This window comes from Halobiforma lacisalsi AJ5 (genome assembly GCF_000226975.2).
Taxonomy (GTDB): domain Archaea; phylum Halobacteriota; class Halobacteria; order Halobacteriales; family Natrialbaceae; genus Natronobacterium; species Natronobacterium lacisalsi.
In genome coordinates, this window is the sequence record NZ_CP019285.1 from 820,478 (window position 1) to 837,576 (window position 17,099).

Here is a 17,099-nt window from a genome sequence, read left to right on the forward strand (position 1 = left end):
AGCAGCAGCTACCCCGGGGTAACCGGTCGATTACAAATACGGAATCCGGCATCGGATCGACGTGCGGAAGGGTCGCTCAGCGGTAGAGCACCGCGGTGCCCCTTGGCCCGCGGCGGCGTTAAGCCTCGTGGCGTTCAAATCCCACCCCTTCCGCTTGCGGTGCGGTTGCAGTGCGGTTGCAGTGCGGTTGCGGTGCGGTTGCGGTGCGACCGCTGTGCGGTCTCGGTGTGTCGCAGTGCGGTTCGCTTCCAGCACGGTCACAGCACGACCGACCGTCGGTGTGGTTGCCATACGGCTTCGATCGCATCCCCGCGCGGCCGTCACACCGTGCGGGACTCCGGTCCCCGTCGACAGGGACGATCGACCGACTCTAGGAAGCCGTGTCAGGGCGGCTCCGGCCCCTCTTCCGCGTCGGCGATCGTCTCCACGCTCACGCGCACTACCGCCATTTTTTACGGTCCCACGTGGCGAGACGTCGTCTCGTCGACCTCCTCGAGTCGATCGACGTCCGCCGCGGACGGGTAGTCCGGCAGGGCCTCGATACAGGGGTAACAGAGCAGGTGCTCGGACCCGTCCTCGAACTCCAGGGTCATCGCGGTGCCCTTGCCGGTATCCTCGCCGAACGTCCAGATGTTGGCGATACCGCCGGCCACGGTCACCGTTCGGCCACAGCCGTCACAGGAGTCCTTTGCCATACTCGAGGGTGGGAGCCGAACGGTGAAAGTGGTTCGCCTGGGTGGGGGGTCGACAGCCGACAGTCGATAGTCGACAGTACCGTTTTGCTCGCCGAGCGGGTACCGACGGGTATGGAGTTGAACTGCGAGGGCTGTGCGGCCTGTTGTATGGACTGGCGGCCGCTGCTCGAGGAGTTCGACGAGGGCGACGGGGTCGACCGCGAGCGACGCGACCGATCCGGACGCCGCCCGTTTCGCGACAGCGACGGCGACGGCGGGGACGGACGGGACCCTCTCGACGACGACCCCAACTTCGTCCCGCTCACCCGCGACGAAGTCCGGGGCTTCCTCGATGACGGGATGGCCGGTGCCCTGACGCCGCGGTTCTGGCACACCCGGGATGGCGACGAGGGCGTGGAGATCGACGGCCACACCCTCGCCGCGGTCGCGGGCCGGCCGGCCTTCTTCGTCGGCCTGCGGAAGCCGCCCAAGCCCGTTGCGCCTTTCGGCCGGGAGCCGACCTGGCTGCCGGCCTGCGTCTTCCTCGATCCGGAGACCCTACAGTGTCGGATCCACGGCGACGACCGCTACCCCGCGGAGTGTCGTGCCTACCCAGCGCACAACCTCGCGCTCGAGCACGAAACCGAGTGCGAACGGGTCGAGGCGACCGTCGACCGCGGCACGGAGCGGCTGGTCTCGGACGAGGTCGACGTCGACGCGGATTCGGACGGCCTCCTCCTCGGGACCCAGGCCATCGGTGAGAAACTGTTCTGTCACCCCGGACCCGACGCGCTCGAGGGGACGATCCGCCGGATCGCCGCGGGCGAACCGACCGCCGCCGATCGGGCGGAGTGTCTCGCGGTCGCGGCCGCCTCGAGTCCGGGCACGCTCGCCACATCGGATTACCACTACGAGGAGGCGAAAGAACGGGTGCTCGAGTCGGTGCCCGACGCCGACGAAGGGGACGGGAATGCGTCGTGGGTCGGCCACGCGATCCGGGAGTGGCACCGGCGGGCGGACGACGTCGGGGAACGGGAAACCGAGGAGGGGCCGGCGGATCTCGCCGCCGCGGTCGAACTGAGCCGTGGCGCCCCGGAGACGCCGGGCTGGGACGCACTCGAGTGAGGACGAAAACGTTCAGGGGCCAACGACTGTTAAGGTCGTCCCACCCGAAGAACGGGCATGCACGTTCTCGTCACGGGCGCGACCGGGTTCGTCGGGGGGCGACTCGTGGACGCCTTACGGGCGACGACCGACCACGACGTAACCGTCCTCGTCAGGGACGCCGACGCGTACGATCCGCCCGACGGCGTCGCCGTCGTCGAGGGCGACGTCCTCGAGCCAGGGAGCTTCGAGGCCGCGCTTGCGGACGTCGACGCCGCCTACTACCTGATCCACGCGATGGGGGCGGCCGGGAACTTCGTCGAACGGGACCGCCGCGCCGCGCGGAACTTCGAACGGGCCGCCACCGACGCCGGCGTCGAGCGGGTGATCTACCTCAGCGGCCTCGGCAGCGATTCGGATGCACTCTCGAGTCACCTCGCGTCCCGCCGAGAGGTCGAGACGCTGCTCGCCGCCGGATCGCCCGACGTGACCGTCCTTCGGGCGGCGATCATCGTCGGCGACGGCAGCGCGAGCTTTCGACTCGTCCGCCAGCTCGCGACGCGGCTCCCCGTGATGATCACGCCCCAGTGGGTCCAGACCGACTGCCAGCCCATCGCGATCGACGACGTCGTCGCGTACTGTCTCGCCGTCCTCGAGCGCCCGGAGACGGCCGGCGAGACCTACGAGATCGGTGGCCCCGACGTGGTGACCTACCGGGAGCTGCTGACGACGACCGCCGAACTCGCGACCGGCCGGCCGCCGCGTATCGTCGCCGTTCCGATCCTGAGTCCGCGACTCTCGGCGTACTGGGTCGGGCTGGTCACCGACGTCCCGTCGGCGGTCGCCCGCCCGCTCATCGAGGGCGTCCGGAATCGCGTCGTCGTCACCGACGACCGCCTCCAGGAACTCGTCGGCCTCGAGCGAACGCCCCTCGAGGAGGCCGTCGCACGGGCGCTCGAGCGTGACACGGTGGATCCGGGGCCGCAGCCGGACCGGAGCGCCGCTCGAGGGGAGACTGCGGCGTCCGGGACGTCGCCCGAACGGGGCGATCGATGACCGACGCCACGGAGCCGCACGACCTCGACTACGGGGAGACGTGGGTCTACGAGAGCCTGCTCGGAACGGTCCCGGGACTGAACGTCTCGGGGCGGACGGCGATCGCCCTCCAGTTCGTCGGCTTCGAAGTCGCGATCCTCCTCGTCGCCGCGGTCTACGACCTCCGGGCTGCGATCGTGCCCGGCACGGTCGCCGTCCTCGTCGCGACGATCGGGAGCTGGCTCATGCTGCGGTTCAGCCACGTGGTCCGCGATCTCCCGACGCCGCAGGAGTACCGGCGGCTCCTGTTCGGCTCGAGCATCGACGTCGTCCTCGGTGTCCTGGCGTTCGTCGCGCTCGTGACCTACCTGTTCGTGATCGATCCGCGCGGCGCCGGGTTGGAGGGAACCCTGCTCGTCGACCTGTTCGGGATCGACCCGCCGCCGATCGCGGTCGCACTCGCGTTGCTGGTGCTGTGGGACGTCGTCTATCGGATCGGGACGTGCTGGTGGGCGAGCGTCGTCGGACTGTGGCGATCGCTCGTCTACGAGTTCGAGCCGAACGTGAGTCGTCGCTACCGGCGCGTCGACGCGATAAACGTCGTGTTCGCCGCGGTGCAGTTACTGCTGGTCCCGTTCGTCGTAGAACAGCCGGTGCTCCTCGTCGTTCTCGTCGGTCACGTCGTCGCGGTCGCGGTCGTTACGCTACTGGCGATCGGATTCCAGCGGTGACACAGAAGAGGCGTGTCACCGCGTTACTTCGACTTGATCTCCTCGAACTGGTCTAGAAGCTCCTCCGCAGACGAGCCCGCGTCGTACTCGACCTCGCCGTGATAGATCGTGCGCTCGTCGTCGAAGTCGGCGTCGACCCGCGAAGACTGCTGCTCGCGTCGCTCGTGTTCGTCCTCGTCATAGGCACCCATTGACATGGTAGGTATACACACATTGGTGGCTCGAATACATCAATGTAACGGTGGTTCGAGACATCCATCACCATGTGTCCCGGCTCTCGTAACACGTAAGCGCGCTCGAGCCGAAATAAGGGTGTGGCACAGCCGCTTCGCTTTCGTTACTCGCCCCAGTCGTGGAGCGAGCAACGAGTCCGACAGGATATTCTGCAGCCGCTCCGGTCGAACATCGGTGCCCAGGCCGTCTCCCCGCGGTTCGAGATCGGGGCCGACTGGACGACCCACCGTTTCGAGATGCAAAACGGCGACCTCGCCCTGTTCGCACACAACGAGTCCGAAGCCTACTGGATGGGCAACACGGAGACGCCGTCGTCGCTGTGGCGGACCGACAAGTTCGGCTGGGACGAGGTGCCCTATCACGTCGCCCGCTGGGCCCAGCGGGAACTGCTCGCGACGCTCCACGAAGAGGATCCGTGGCTCACCGACTACCCCTACATCTCCTGGTTTTTCCTCCCCGTATTCATGTCCAAAGACGGCCGGGAGTCGACCCGCGCGTTCTTCCGGGAACACGCCGCCGGCTTCCCCGACGCCGGCCGGCGCGAAGCCACCCGCTTCTTCGAGGAGTTCCTGAAGACCGGCGTGTTCGACGAGTATCGACACGTGATGGCGGGCAAACTCGGCACCAGCAACCACGTCGACCGCGTCCGCATGAGCGCGACGATGGGCGAGTTCATCGCCGCCAAGATCCTCACCGACGCCGGCTACGACATCGTCCCCGAGATCGAGGTAACGACCGGCCACTCGCTCGACTTCCGGGCCGACGACGCCGAGACGAACGCCCTGGTCGAGGTGACTCGCCCGCAACCGCCGACGAACCGCAGCGCCGCCGGCCCGGTCGCCGCCGTCCGCGACACCGCCGAGACGAAGACCAACGGACAACTCGCCAAACACGGCGGTGGCGCGGTCCTGTTCGTCGACTGCTCGAGTTTTCGCGACGATAGCTGGGCCGCCGTCCGCGACGAACGGCCGGACGTCCGCCACCGGCCCGCCGTCGTCTACCGCGCCCGGCCCGACGGCCACGTCGAGGGGTACCGCAAGGGGTCGGTACCGCTCGATCTCGAGACGAACGACGCGGTCGAGTTCGTCGATTGAGCGGCCGTCGACGGTCGCTCGCCGAAAAATAAATTACGTGATTCGTTCAGGTACAGAACGTGTTACGAACAGCGATCGGGACCGAGGTGGGGACAGTGACGGGCGCGAGCCCGGCCCTCGAGGGCCCGAGCGCCGGGACGGGCGCATCCGCGCGCCAGCGCCAGCGCCGGTCTGCGAGGAACTAACGATGGAGATCGACGTCCAATCGTTGAAAACCTACAACGAACTGGCCCGGGACGGCGGCGAGTCGGCAGCGGAGGCGCTGGCTGAACTGACCGGGATCGAGACACGCGTCGAAGTGACCGACGTCTCGTTGCTGTCGAGCGCCGACCTCGAGTACGAGTTCGACGGCCGGGAATTCGCCGGAATCGACGTCTCGCTCGGTGAGCCGCTGTCGGGGACGACCGTGCTCGCGTTCGACGCCGAGGGGCGCGAGACCATCGCGCGCGAACTGGTTCCGAACGCCGGCCGCGACGGTCCCGCCGATCCGGAACTGACCGAGAGCGCGATCGTCGAGGCCGGGAACATCATGGTCAACGGGTTCGTCGGTGGGTGGGCCGACCACCTCGAGACGAAAGTCGAGGTCTCGCCGCCGGAGTACGTCGAGGGGACGGGTATCGCGGTGTTCCCGGAGGACCTGACCGACGACGAATACGTCGTCGTCTTCCGGACCCGGGTCGACGCCGTCGGCGAGGACGTCTCCTTTCGAATGCTGCTGTTCCCGGAACTCGAGTCGCTCGAGCGGCTGCTGGACACCCGGGTCGACGACTCGAGCGCCGTCCCGACCGGTCGCGGGCGGATCCCCTTCGAGAAACTCGAAGTGTTCTCGGAGATGACCGAGCACGGGTCGACGAAGGCTGCGGACAACGTCAGCGATATGACACAGCTTTCGACGGCCGTCGAGGTCAATCGGCTCCGGTTCGTCCCGCTTTCCGACGTCCCGGCCCACGTCAGCGATCGGCGGCGTGTCGGCACCGTCGTCCAGTTCGACGGGGCCCCCAGCGGCCACCTGGCGATCCTGTTCGACCCGGGTGCGGCCCGGACCGCCGTCGGCGCGTTGCCGTTCGTCGATCTGGAAAGCGACCGGGCGGATGGCGCGGAAATCGAGTGGGCCGGCCGAAGACGCGAGGCCCTCGAGGAGCTCGGGAACGTAATCGCCAGCGGCTTCATCGACGGCTGGGCGAACGTCCTCGAGACGTCGATCGAACACTCGCCGCCGGCGTTCGTCGACGACATGGGGTCGTCGATCGTGAGCCCGATCATCGCGGACGTCGGTCGCGAGGAGAACTACGCGTTCCTGCTCGATTCCGCGATCCGGATCGGCGACAGCGATGCCCTGCAGTGCCAGTTGTTCGCCGTTCCCCGACCCGCGGAACTCGAGTCCGCGCTGGACGAGCTGCTCGTCGAACGCGCCGACGAGACCGACGCCGACCCCGACGACCTCTTCTAGAGCCGCCGCGTCTTTCCGGCAGCCGTCTTGACGATCATCCCGCCGGAGGCCGGCTCGAACGTGACCTGTCGCCCTTCACTGCCGCCGACGTCGGATCCCCGGATCGGGATGTTCCGAGACTCGAGACCGTCGCGTGCGGCCGCGACGTTCTGCTCGCCGACCGGCGTGTCGAAACTGTCGAACTCGAACATCCGGGCACCGCCCGCGAGTTTCGCCCACGCCCGCCGCGTCCGGCCGCCGTTGGACTCGAACGTCGAGACCAGTACCTCGAGCCCGGTGTCGGCGAACTTCTCGTCGGGATCCTCCGGCGACGGGGACTCGCGTCCGGGGAGCATGAAATGGAGCATCGCGCTGACCCCGGCGGTGTCGTCGTGGAGGACGACCACGCCGCAGGAGCCGACCCCATTCGTCACTAACGGACGGCCGTCAGTCGAGAGTCCGTGTTCGGAAATTCCGACGCGTATTGGGGCTGTTTCGGCCATTCGATACCCGTTTTTTCCGTTCCGTTTCGTCCGGTTCCCGGTGGGCCCACGTTCCCGGATGAAGGCGGGACGGGACGACGACCGGACACGCAACGACGCCAACTCGTGGCTTCTCGGTAGTAGTGTTTCCGGCCATCGAACCGACCGACGGACGGCTCGAGGCGCACGGGACGCACCGCTGTCGGGGACTGACGATCGGAAAAGTATGATAGGATGGGACGGGACGCGACGGGACGGGATAGGACGAGCCTGGGTCCGACCCGAAACGGCTAGAACGACACCGCGTCGGGGCTGTACGGACTGCCGATCGGCGTCGGATCACGGTCGCTGTAGCCGACTCGACCGACCGCCTTCTCGCTCACGGCGGCGTAGATGGCGAAACGGGCGTCCTCCGGCGTCTCGAAGGTCTCGGACTCGAGGCGTGCGAGTACCTCCTCGACCTGTTCGGAGCCGTTCGGAAGTTCGAGGGTTCGGTCGCCGTGGGCATCGATCAGTTCCTCGGTGGTCGCGGGGTACTCGTAATCGTCGATGAGTTCGCCGGTGCCGTTGAGCAGCATTACGTCGTATTCTGAGTGAACGATGATTATAAACATTGTCCATAAACGATCTCTAGGCCGATACTACACCTTATACAGCTAGAGGGACCTTCGAGAACGGGCCGATCGACAGCTCCGGGACTGAAAACGACTTTAGGCCCGGCCGCGCTCGGGTGGAGTATGCCATACGCCGATCTGCACGTCCACACCACCCGCTCGGACGGCAGTCTCGAACGGGAAGCGGTGCCGGCCGTGGCGAAGCGCCACGGCGTGGACGTCGTCGGACTCACGGATCACGACCGGCTCCAGCCCCTCGAGGAGCCGGTCGTCGAGCGCGACAACGTGACGATCGTCAACGGAATCGAACTTCGGGTCGAGATTGACGGCATCGACGAGGTTCGGCCGCCGGGCGATCGGCCCGATCCCGGCCAGCGCGTCGACCTGCTGGGGTACGCGGTCGAGCGAACGGCCGAACTCGAGACCCTGACCGAGCGGATCCAGCGGGATCGGATCGAACGCGGGCGGGCGATCGTCGACCGCGTGGAGGATCGGCTCGGCGTCGACCTCGGCGTCACCGTCACCGACGGCTTCGGCCGGCCCCACGTCGCCCGTGCGATCGACGACCATCCCGACGTCGACTACGGCTACGAGGACGCGTTCGACGGGCTCATCGGCGGCGGTGATCCCTGTTTCGTACCGCGGAACGTCCCCTCGTTCGAGCGCGGCCGGGAGGTGCTCGCGGAAGCGTGTTCGGTCGTCGCACTCGCCCACCCGCTGCGGTATTCCGACCCCGAACGCGCCCTCGAGCGGGCCGCGGCGTTAGACGCCGTCGAACTCCACTATCCGTACGGCCGCGACCTCGATCTGGAACCCGTCCAGCGAACGATCGACCGCCACGACCTGCTCGCGACGGGCGGGACCGACGCCCACGAGGACGAACTCGGCGTCGCCGGCCTCTCGCAGGACGAGTACGAGCGACTGGGACTGCCAGCACCCGACGGGGACCGGTAATGGGTAGCGGGAACACCGGCCGATAGCGGAGGGTTCAATGTCTCGGGGGTCATACCTGCGTTCATGAACTGCCACTACTGTGACCGCGAAGCCGCCTTCGCAGCGGAATCCGACGGGCTGAAAGTCGGCCTCTGTGAAGAACACTTCCGCGAGCGGTTACAGGAACTCGCCGAGGCAGACGGACTCGAGACGCTCAAGGAACAGGTCGACGTCGACCGTGCCGAGTAACGGGAACTGACTCGCCGTTTTCGGGCTCTCCGTTTACGACGAAGATCGAGGCTCGAGTCTCGAGGCTCGAGAATCGAAGGATCGGCAATCCCGAGAGCGAGAGCGACAGCAGGGCGAACCGAACCGATGAGGTCGTCGATCGGTAGCCGTCAGCCAACGGCAGTCACCCGAACCGCAGCAAGAGTGCCGGACCGTATCAGGCCGTCCGCCCCGCATCGACGTCGATGGCGTCTACCGGGCAGACGTCGACACAGAGCATGCAGTCGATACACTGGGCCTCGTTGGCCGGATCGGCTTTCTTCTCGCTCTCGGGATGGCCCGGCGTGTCGACCCACTCGAAGACGTCGACCGGGCAGTCCTCGAGACAGGCCCCGTCCGCGATACAGAGGTCGAAGTCGACCGCCACGTGAGTCCCGTGGATGCCCAGTTCCTCGGGTTCGTCCACCGGCCCCCAGACGGCGTGGCCCTCGTGTTCGTCCACCTTCTCGCGGTTTTCGTTGAACTGCGGATCTATGGCCATTGCTAACAGGTCAAACGTCGGACAGTCACTTAAAAGTACGGACTCGAAGTCGCCCGCACCGACGCCCGGCCGTATTCCGGGTCGGCGATTCACCGGCGTCGCGGTTCGCCTCGAGGTCACCTCCCCCTCCCCCGTCAGCGATCGACGTCGCGGCGCTCGAGTCTGTCGTCGAGCAGTTCGCGCATCCAGGCGGCGAACCCGTGATCCCGGCCGTAGGTCCAGACCGCCGTCTCGTGGACGACGTCCGGGAGGTCGCTGTCCTTGAGCCCCGAGGCGACCACCGCCTCGCCGTCGACGAGCAGCAGTTTCGCCGGCCGTTCCTCGTTGACGGCGGTCGTCGTCCGCAACTCCTCGGCGACGACCACCGTCGCCTCCGGCACCGCCTCGTGGAACGTCTCGCGGTCGTCCTCGGTCGGCACTTCGACGACGACCTCGGGCTCCCCTTCGGCGACGTCACACAGGCCGGCGTAGACCTCTCGGTCGATCGAGTCCGGGACAGCGGCGACCAGATGGATCGATTCGTCGGCCTCCTCGAGAAACGTGACGATCCGGTCGGTGACGTACTCCGGGCGCGAGATGGCCCAGGTTCCCTCGTTCTCCCTGGAGTCGGGCCGCTCGAGTTGTTGCAGCGCGTTCTCGGCGGCGTTGATTCGCGAATCGTAGTCGTCGCGGATCCGCTCGATGGCAAGGTCGGTCGAGATGGCCTGGTACTCGCGCGGGTCGGACTGCTGGACGGTGACCAGTCCTTTCCGGTCGAGGCGTTCGATCGTGTCGTACACGCGTGAGCGTGGGACCTCGGCGACGTCGCTGATCTCCCTGGCCGTTCCGGACGAAATACGGGCGAGCGCGACGAAACACCGGGCCTCGTACTCCGTGAGCCCGAGTTCGGTCAGCGATCTGACGGCCTCCTCGCTGTTTGACACGGGCACGCTACGTTCTCCCGCGGCTAAAGGTCGGAGCCTTCTACTGACAGGTCCGGGACCGACTCCGGTCGCGGTCGGCCGCGTTCGTCGCCCCGTCCCCGTCGCCGAGCACCCGGAACTCGGTCCCGCCGCACGGGCAGCCGTCGGTGCTCCCGATCGGGTACAGAACGTCCGTTTCGGCGAGTCGGACCGCCAGGATCCGCCCGCAGTCGACGCACTCGGCCGCGCCACGCGTTCGGTTCTCCTCGGTCATGCGATGGGAGGTAGTCGGTGTCCACGGATAACGCGTCCGCGAGTTCGACTGGAGTATCCGCGCTCGTGCACCGGGCGTAACAACAGGGGATGGCGAAACGGGCCCTCGAGACATCCGCCTCAGTACCCCAGCGAAAGGGCCCGATTGACGACGAGCGCGACGAACACGAGCGCCAGCAGCCCGCCGAGTACGGCGAAGGAGACGCCCCAGCCGAAGAGATCGGCCAGGACGCCCGTACAGACCGACCCGAGCGCGCCGACGAACCCGTAGACAGTCCGGACGAGGCCGAACCCCGCACCCCGCTCCTCCTCGCCGAGGACGTCCATGAACCGCGGCAACAGCGCGGCCCCCCAGCCGAGCCCCGTTCCGATCAGGAGGACCGCCCCGCCGAGCGCGATCCGGCCCGGAACGGCCACCAGCAGGCCGAACCCGGTCGACGCGAGGACCATACAGCCGGCCGTCGCCAGGTCCCGGCCGTACCGGTCCGAGACCGCCCCGACGCCGACCTGCGTGATCGCCTGCACGACGAAGTAACTCGCGAACACCACCCCCGCGAACTCCGTCGACTGGCCGCGGTGCTCGACGAGGAAGGTCGGCAGGAACGAGGAGGTCGCCTGCCAGACGAACGCCGCGAGGATCGCGAGCACGACCGGGAACGCGATCTCCGGCCGCGAGAGCAACTCGAGGATGGGTTCTAGCTCGAGGCGGTCACGAACGGGTTCGTCCGGCCGGCGCGGCTCGGTGGGGCGAACTCGCCACGCGAACAGCACGAAGACGGGGATGGCGGCCGCGGCGCCGATCGCGACGGCGGGCCGCCAGCTCGGTGGCGCGATCAGTCCCGCGAGGGGGCCGCCGCTGTTGTGGACGACGATCGCGGTGCCGATCTCGTCGTAGGTCCGCGTGAGCAGCGTCGTCGCGACGCTGTAGTGGAGTCCGGCGACGGCCCCCAGGAGGAGCGTTCCGAGCAGGAAGATCCCGAACAGGGGCGCGACGGCGAGGAAGACGCTCGCGACGGCGGTCCCACCGACGGCGACGAGGATGACGGGCCGCTCGCCGTGGCGGTCGGCGAACAGGCCGCTGGGGAACTGCGAGAGGAAGTAGGTCATCCACATCCCCGTCAGCGCGATCCCGATCACCGAGTTCGAGACGCCGAAGTCCTCGGTGACCATCGGGACGACCGGACTGATCGCCAGCCGACCGACCATCGTCGCGAAGAACGCGAGCGTGCTCAACACGAGCACCGTCTCTCGGTAGCGCCACCTCATTCACATGGCCTCCGTCTCGTCGTCATCGATGCCGATCGTGTGACCGTCGCTTCCCTCCGCAAATGAGGGTGTTGATCTCGGCAACGGGGCGGCCGTTCGAAGGACGGAACCCGTGGGCTCGAGGACGCGGCTAAGGACGGTCGTGTTCGGGAACGGGAGCTTTCAACGAGAGAGAATATCGTCTCGACACGCTCGGGACGGGCGCGAAACGCGCGGAGAGCGCGCCGTTTTTGATCCGTCCGTCTGTAGGATCCCGCATGGACCTCACCCATCGCCCCCGACGGCTCCGCCAGGACGGCGTCCGCGGGCTCGTCAGCGAGACGAGCCTCGAGCCCACCGACCTCATCGCTCCGGTGTTCGTCGACGCGACGACCGACGAGCGCCGGCCGATCGAGTCGATGCCGGGCCACGAGCGCGTCCCGCTCGAGGCGGCCGTCGACCGCGTCGAGGAAGTCCTGGAGACGGGCGTCGAGGCGGTCATGCTGTTCGGCGTCCCCGAATCGAAAGACCCCGAGGGGACTCGCGCGTGGGCCGACGACGGCGTCGTCCAGGAGGCGACGCGCCGGATCACGGCCGAGACCGACGCCTACGTCGTCACCGACGTCTGCCTCTGTGAGTACACCGACCACGGCCACTGCGGGACGCTCGAGGACGGGCTCCAGAACGGCTCGAGCGACGGAGCCGAGGGCGACGGAACCGGAGACAGTCACGTCCCCGGCGAGGGCCACTCGCTCCCCGAGGAGCCGTCGATCACCGTCGACAACGACGCCACCCTCGAGTCGCTCCGGAAGATCGCGGTCTCGCACGCCGACGCGGGCGCGGACATGGTCGCCCCGAGCGGGATGATGGACGGGATGGTCGGCGCGATCCGGGAGGCCCTGGACGCCGCCGGCCACGAACACGTCCCGATCATGAGCTACGCCGCCAAGTACGAGAGCGCCTTCTACGGCCCCTTCCGGGACGCCGCCGACGGCGCGCCCGCCTTCGGCGACCGCCGCCACTACCAGATGGACCCCGCGAACGCCCGCGAGGCCGTCCGCGAGGTCGCGCTGGACGTCGAACAGGGCGCGGACGTCCTGATGGTCAAACCCGCGCTCCCCTATCTCGACGTCGTCGCGACCGTCCGCAGGGAGTTCGACCACCCCGTCGCCGCGTACAACGTCTCCGGCGAGTACGCCATGCTGCAGGCCGCCGCCGAGAAGGGGTGGCTCGACCTCGAGTCGGTCGCCCTCGAGTCGCTGCTGTCGATCAAGCGGGCGGGCGCGGACCTGATCCTGACCTACTTCGCGGAGGACGTGGCGTCGCGATTGATCGAGGACGACTGACTCCACAGCCCCCATTATTCTGACGAACGTCCATTCGGGTCGACGGCCCCTCGAGTCCGTGGCAACATCTGCCGCGCGCGAGCGTGACGTGCTCACACGAACCGACGAGACGACCGAATCCCCTCCGAGTACCCCCGAGATAGCCCGCTCGACGGGTTGACGAACGTCGAAACCCGGCCGCGAAAGCGACCGAACCGTGGCGGAAATACCCTTATACACATTAGATCGCCTTTAGATTTGGTCGTTCGTCCCTATTACACCAACGTAATTCGACGAACGTTAACGATAACCCTTATATTCAACTCCACCATCCACCACAACCGTGATTCGAAATACGATCGTGCGGAAGAACAGCTCAGAAATAGACGTCCGTATACAAACTGACGGGAGCTCCGGGGAGGTGGTCGCCTGATGGAGCCGACGATCCTCCAGACCGACGCCGAGGTGTTGATGGAGTCGCTCAACGCCACGTGGATCCTGGTCGTCACGTTCCTCATTTTCTTCATGCACGCCGGCTTCGCCATGCTCGAGGCGGGCCAGGTGCGGTCGAAGAACGTGGCGAACCAGCTGACGAAGAACCTGCTGACCTGGAGCGTCGGCGTGACGGTCTTCTTCCTGATCGGCGTCGGCATCGAGGGTGTCGTCGCCGGCAGCGGCTTCGAGCCGGCGTTTGCCGGCGAAGCGAGTAGCTGGATCGACTGGCTGTACGGCGCGGTCTTCGCCATGACCGCGGCGACGATCGTCTCCGGCGCGGTCGCGGGCCGTGCGAAACTGCGTGCGTACGTCGGCTACACCTTCCTGCTGGCGGCGGTCATCTACCCCGTGGTCACGGGCCTGACCTGGGCCGGCGGCCACATCGGCGCGATCACTGGAATGCCGTTCGCCGACTTCGCGGGTGGGATGATCGTTCACGGGATGGGCGGTATCGCCGGGCTCACCGCCGCGTGGGTGCTCGGCCCGCGCATGGACCGGTACAACGAGGACGGAACCGCGAACGTCATTCCCGGCCACTCGCTGACGTTCGCCGTGCTCGGCACGCTGATCCTCGCGTTCGGCTGGTACGGGTTCAACGTCGGGACGTCGGCCATCTTCGGCGACGGCGCGTTCCTCGGCGACCAGCTCGGACGCGTCGCCATGACGACTACGATCTCGATGGCCTGTGGTGCGATGGGCGCCGGCCTAGTCGCCTGGCTCAAGACGGGCAAGGTCGACACGCTGTACGTCGCCAACGGCCTGCTCGCCGGCCTCGTCGGTATCACGGCGATCCCCGACACCACCGCGTGGTGGGGCGCGTTCGTCGTCGGCGGGCTCGCCGGGGCGCAGTTGCCGCTCGTCTTCGAGTTCGTCGAACAGTACCTGAAGATCGACGACGTCTGTGCCGTCTTCCCGGTCCACGGATCGGCCGGCGTTCTGGGCACCCTGCTGTTCCCCTTCGTCGCCGCACCGGGCGTCGTCGAGAGCGTCGGCACCGCCTTCGCGACGCAGGTGCTCGGCGTCGTCGTCATCACCGCCTGGACGGTCGGCGCGACCGCCGTCATCTGGTTCGCGTTCAAGGCTATCGGTCAGGCCCGCGTCTCGCCCGAACACGAACGCGACGGCCTCGACGTCTCCGAACACGGTGTCGACACCTACCCCGAGTTCGGCAAGCCCGAAGTCGCGACCGACGGGGGCGCCGTCGACGACGACTCGACGGTCGTCCGCGCGGACGGCGGCAACCCGAACGACGGCGAGATCAAACTGGTCACCGCGATCGTCCGCCCCGACCGACTGGGCGAGGTCAAGACGGCGCTGGCGGACGTCGGCGCCCCCTCGCTGACGGTCACCGACGTCTCCGGCCGCGGCTCACAGCCCGCGAAGAAGGGCCAGTGGCGCGGCGAGGAGTACACGGTCGACCTCCACCAGAAGGCCAAAATCGAGTGCGTCGTCTCGGACGTCCCCGCCGAGGAGGTCGTCGAGGCCATCGGTGAGGCCGCGAACACCGGCGAACCGGGCGACGGCAAGATCTTCGTCCACCCCGTCGAGGACGCCTACCAGATCCGCACCGGGAAGAGCGGATCGGAAGCCGTCTGATCGACGGAGAACCGCTCGAGTTCGCCCCGCCGCCGGATGCATTCCACGTGCCCGGGGCGTCGAGCCCGAAAACGCCGGCATTTGGCACACCTGCCGTCACGCTTATCTACCCGAGTTATCTGTTAGGGAACGAATGAGTCAGCGGAGCGATCGATCGACGGTGGCGTACGACGAGAGCGAGGCAGCCGACGACTCGAGTCCGCCGGAAGAAACCGGGTCGTCGGCGACGGCCTCGAGGACGCACCCGCCGCTGCTCGATGACGAGACGGTCCTCGTCGACGAACGGCCGACGTGGTGGGCATGGGCCGGACACCTCGCTCTCGCGGTGGTGTTCGTACTCGGCGGGCTCGCTATCGCTACGCAGGAGGCGGCGTTCGGACTGCTGGGAGTCGTCGCGGGTCTGGCCGTCGCGGGCTACGCCTGGTACCGGCGCAACCGCGTCCGCTATCTCGTGACGGATCGCCGGATCGTCGTCGTCGCCGGGTTCTCGACCAGGACGACGACCGAGGCGTGGATCGAAGACGTAAACGGGCTCGAGACGAAGACAACGGCGTTCAGCCGCAACCGGGGGTACGGCACGGTGACGGTTTCGCGTGCGCTCTCCTCGAGCAGTTTCAGTCGGAAGGGGCTCCGGCTTCGAGGCCTGCCGGCGTTCGAGCGGGCGACGGAGACGATCCGGCGGCGAAAGTCCGCCCTCGCCAACGAAGGCGAGGACGGTCGCTGACCCGGGGCGAGCGCCGTCGAGGGCTCTCGTCCTCGAGAGCGCCGGTCGAACCTCGGTACTACTTTGGCGTCCGCCCCCCAAGCCCCGCGTATGAACGACGACAACTCGCGGGAGTTGTACGACAGGGCGCTGTCGGTCATGCCCGGCGGCGTCAACTCGGCGGTTCGAGCGGCGATCGAACCCTACCCGTTCTTCGTCCAGAAGGGCGACGGCGGCCACGTCATCGACGCCGACGGCAACCGCTACGTCGACTGGGTGATGGGACTCGGTCCCCTCCTCCTGGGGCACGACCTCCCAGATCCCGTGCAGGCGGGGATCCAGCAGCGAGCAAGCGAAGGGCCGATGTACGGCGCGCCGACCGAGATCGAGGTCGACCTCGCGGAGTTCGTCGTCCGCCACGTCCCGTCGGTCGAGAAGATCCGGTTCGTCAACTCGGGGACGGAGGCGACCACCTCGGCCGTTCGGCTGGCCCGGGGCTACACCGGCCGGAACAAGATCGTCGTCAACCAGGGCGGCTACCACGGCGCACAGGAGTCGACGCTCGTCGAGGGCGACCACGAGAACCCCGCGCCCTCCTCGGCCGGCGTGCCGCAGGCGTTCGCCGAGCACACTCTTCCGGTCCCGTTCAACGACGAGGAGGCCGTCCGCGAGGTCTTCGAGGAACACGGCGACGACATCGCGGCGGTCATGACCGAACCCATCCTGGGGAACTACGGGATCGTCCACCCCGAGGAGGGGTACCACGAGTTCCTCCGGGAGATCACCGACGAGCACGGCTCGCTGCTGATCTTCGACGAGGTCATCACCGGCTTCCGCGTCGGCGGCCTCGGCTGTGCCCAGAGCGAGTTCGGCGTCACGCCCGACCTGACCACCTTCGGCAAGATCGTCGGCGGCGGCTTCCCCGTCGGCGCGATCGGCGGCCGCGCCGAGATCGTCGAACAGTTCACTCCCTCGGGCGACGTCTTCCAGGCGGGCACCTTCTCCGGCCATCCGGTCACGATGGCGGCCGGCCTCGAGACGCTCAAGTTCGCGGCCGAGAACGACGTCTACGACCACGTCAACGAACTCGGCGACCGGCTCCGTCGCGGCCTGACCGAGATCGTCGCCGACCAGGCCCCCCAGTACACCGTCACCGGCACCGACAGCATGTTCAAGGTGATCTTCACCCGTGACGGCCCCGGAGCGAACTCCCTCGAGGAGCAGTGTCCGGCCGGCTGTCGGCAGGACCCGACCTGTCCGCGCTACGACTACTGTCCGAAGAACGCGGGCGACGTCAAGAACGCCGACACGGACCGCTGGCGGCGGATCTTCTGGGGCCAGATGAAAGAACAGGGCGTGTTCCTCTCGCAGAACCAGTTCGAGTGCCAGTTCGTGAGCTACGCCCATACCGAGGAAGACGTCGAGGAGACCCTCGAGGCGTACAAGGAAGCGCTGTAGCGG

At 67.6% G+C, this 17,099-nt stretch carries 19 protein-coding genes and 1 tRNA gene; 12 read left to right on the top strand and 8 right to left on the bottom strand.

The annotated features are described in order from the left end of the window. The first annotated feature begins 65 nt into the window (after positions 1-65). Positions 66-153, top strand: a tRNA-OTHER gene (locus tag CHINAEXTREME_RS03835). 299 nt (positions 154-452) lie between these two features. Here CHINAEXTREME_RS03835 and CHINAEXTREME_RS03840 read toward each other — a convergent pair. Then, complete coding sequence (locus tag CHINAEXTREME_RS03840; protein WP_007141147.1) at positions 453-695, bottom strand: DUF7561 family protein; 243 nt, start codon at positions 693-695, stop codon at positions 453-455. A gap of 111 nt (positions 696-806) precedes the next feature. Between CHINAEXTREME_RS03840 and CHINAEXTREME_RS03845 the strand changes: the two genes are divergently transcribed. Genes CHINAEXTREME_RS03845 through CHINAEXTREME_RS03855 form a run of 3 tightly spaced genes read left to right on the top strand, consistent with a single transcriptional unit; the run spans position 807 to position 3,544 of the window. After that, complete coding sequence (locus CHINAEXTREME_RS03845; RefSeq protein ID WP_007141148.1) at positions 807-1,799, top strand: YkgJ family cysteine cluster protein; 993 nt, start codon at positions 807-809, stop codon at positions 1,797-1,799. A 57-nt stretch (positions 1,800-1,856) separates the two neighbouring features. Next, a complete protein-coding gene (locus CHINAEXTREME_RS03850; protein ID WP_007141149.1) occupies positions 1,857-2,834 on the top strand; it encodes an NAD(P)H-binding protein in 978 nt (325 codons plus the stop codon). Beyond that, entirely contained in the window at positions 2,831-3,544 is a 714-nt protein-coding gene (locus CHINAEXTREME_RS03855; RefSeq protein WP_007141150.1) for a DUF7530 family protein, read from the top strand. Before CHINAEXTREME_RS03850 ends, CHINAEXTREME_RS03855 begins: the two co-directional genes overlap by 4 nt. Positions 3,545-3,567: 23 nt before the next feature. Here the strand turns inward: CHINAEXTREME_RS03855 and CHINAEXTREME_RS21755 are convergent, their stop codons facing one another. Continuing rightward, positions 3,568-3,741, bottom strand: a complete 174-nt coding sequence (locus CHINAEXTREME_RS21755) for a DUF5786 family protein (RefSeq protein ID WP_007141151.1) — start codon at positions 3,739-3,741, stop codon at positions 3,568-3,570. A 117-nt stretch (positions 3,742-3,858) separates the two neighbouring features. On the opposite strand from CHINAEXTREME_RS21755, the gene CHINAEXTREME_RS03860 reads away from it, so the two are divergent. Both CHINAEXTREME_RS03860 and CHINAEXTREME_RS03865 read left to right on the top strand, forming a co-directional pair. Beyond that, the gene (locus CHINAEXTREME_RS03860) at positions 3,859-4,872 is read left to right on the top strand and encodes a DUF5784 family protein (RefSeq protein WP_007141152.1); all 1,014 of its coding nucleotides are present in this window, start codon (positions 3,859-3,861) and stop codon (positions 4,870-4,872) included. A 187-nt stretch (positions 4,873-5,059) separates the two neighbouring features. Further along, entirely contained in the window at positions 5,060-6,322 is a 1,263-nt protein-coding gene (locus CHINAEXTREME_RS03865; RefSeq protein ID WP_007141153.1) for a chemotaxis protein CheC, read from the top strand. On the opposite strand, the gene CHINAEXTREME_RS03870 is transcribed toward CHINAEXTREME_RS03865, so the two are convergent. Both CHINAEXTREME_RS03870 and CHINAEXTREME_RS03875 read right to left on the bottom strand, forming a co-directional pair. Further along, the gene (locus CHINAEXTREME_RS03870; protein WP_238593342.1) at positions 6,319-6,735 is read right to left on the bottom strand and encodes a chemotaxis protein CheD; all 417 of its coding nucleotides are present in this window, start codon (positions 6,733-6,735) and stop codon (positions 6,319-6,321) included. The two genes, CHINAEXTREME_RS03865 and CHINAEXTREME_RS03870, sit on opposite strands and share 4 nt — an antisense overlap. Before the next feature lie 338 nt (positions 6,736-7,073). Beyond that, positions 7,074-7,361, bottom strand: a complete 288-nt coding sequence (locus CHINAEXTREME_RS03875) for a DUF5789 family protein (protein WP_007141155.1) — start codon at positions 7,359-7,361, stop codon at positions 7,074-7,076. Between the two features lie 159 nt (positions 7,362-7,520). On the opposite strand from CHINAEXTREME_RS03875, the gene CHINAEXTREME_RS03880 reads away from it, so the two are divergent. Beyond that, positions 7,521-8,351: a PHP domain-containing protein gene (locus CHINAEXTREME_RS03880; RefSeq protein WP_007141156.1), complete on the top strand. Its 831-nt coding sequence runs from the start codon at positions 7,521-7,523 to the stop codon at positions 8,349-8,351. Between the two features lie 63 nt (positions 8,352-8,414). Further along, entirely contained in the window at positions 8,415-8,579 is a 165-nt protein-coding gene (locus CHINAEXTREME_RS21760) for a DUF6757 family protein (RefSeq protein ID WP_007141157.1), read from the top strand. A gap of 196 nt (positions 8,580-8,775) precedes the next feature. Here CHINAEXTREME_RS21760 and CHINAEXTREME_RS03885 read toward each other — a convergent pair whose 3' ends face one another. The 4 genes from CHINAEXTREME_RS03885 to CHINAEXTREME_RS03900 all read right to left on the bottom strand — a co-directional run bounded on the left by CHINAEXTREME_RS03885 (position 8,776) and on the right by CHINAEXTREME_RS03900 (position 11,540). Next, positions 8,776-9,099 carry a 4Fe-4S dicluster domain-containing protein gene (locus tag CHINAEXTREME_RS03885; RefSeq protein WP_007141158.1) on the bottom strand — a complete coding sequence of 108 codons (324 nt, stop codon included), beginning with the start codon at positions 9,097-9,099 and terminating at the stop codon, positions 8,776-8,778. A 134-nt stretch (positions 9,100-9,233) separates the two neighbouring features. Next, entirely contained in the window at positions 9,234-10,022 is a 789-nt protein-coding gene (locus CHINAEXTREME_RS03890) for a TrmB family transcriptional regulator (protein ID WP_007141159.1), read from the bottom strand. A gap of 40 nt (positions 10,023-10,062) precedes the next feature. Then, positions 10,063-10,275, bottom strand: a complete 213-nt coding sequence (locus tag CHINAEXTREME_RS03895) for a hypothetical protein (RefSeq protein ID WP_007141160.1) — start codon at positions 10,273-10,275, stop codon at positions 10,063-10,065. 119 nt (positions 10,276-10,394) lie between these two features. Further along, entirely contained in the window at positions 10,395-11,540 is a 1,146-nt protein-coding gene (locus tag CHINAEXTREME_RS03900; protein WP_076738698.1) for an MFS transporter, read from the bottom strand. Positions 11,541-11,797: 257 nt separating this feature from the next. Here CHINAEXTREME_RS03900 and hemB point away from each other — a divergent pair, with 257 nt between their 5' ends. From hemB to hemL, 4 genes are all read left to right on the top strand, one after another. After that, positions 11,798-12,865 carry a porphobilinogen synthase gene (gene hemB, locus CHINAEXTREME_RS03905; protein WP_007141162.1) on the top strand — a complete coding sequence of 356 codons (1,068 nt, stop codon included), beginning with the start codon at positions 11,798-11,800 and terminating at the stop codon, positions 12,863-12,865. 411 nt (positions 12,866-13,276) lie between these two features. Continuing rightward, positions 13,277-14,935, top strand: a complete 1,659-nt coding sequence (locus CHINAEXTREME_RS03910) for an ammonium transporter (protein WP_007141163.1) — start codon at positions 13,277-13,279, stop codon at positions 14,933-14,935. Positions 14,936-15,068: 133 nt separating this feature from the next. After that, positions 15,069-15,659 carry a PH domain-containing protein gene (locus CHINAEXTREME_RS03915; RefSeq protein ID WP_007141164.1) on the top strand — a complete coding sequence of 197 codons (591 nt, stop codon included), beginning with the start codon at positions 15,069-15,071 and terminating at the stop codon, positions 15,657-15,659. 90 nt (positions 15,660-15,749) lie between these two features. Then, positions 15,750-17,096, top strand: a complete 1,347-nt coding sequence (gene hemL / locus CHINAEXTREME_RS03920; protein WP_007141165.1) for a glutamate-1-semialdehyde 2,1-aminomutase — start codon at positions 15,750-15,752, stop codon at positions 17,094-17,096. Positions 17,097-17,099 lie beyond the last annotated feature (3 nt).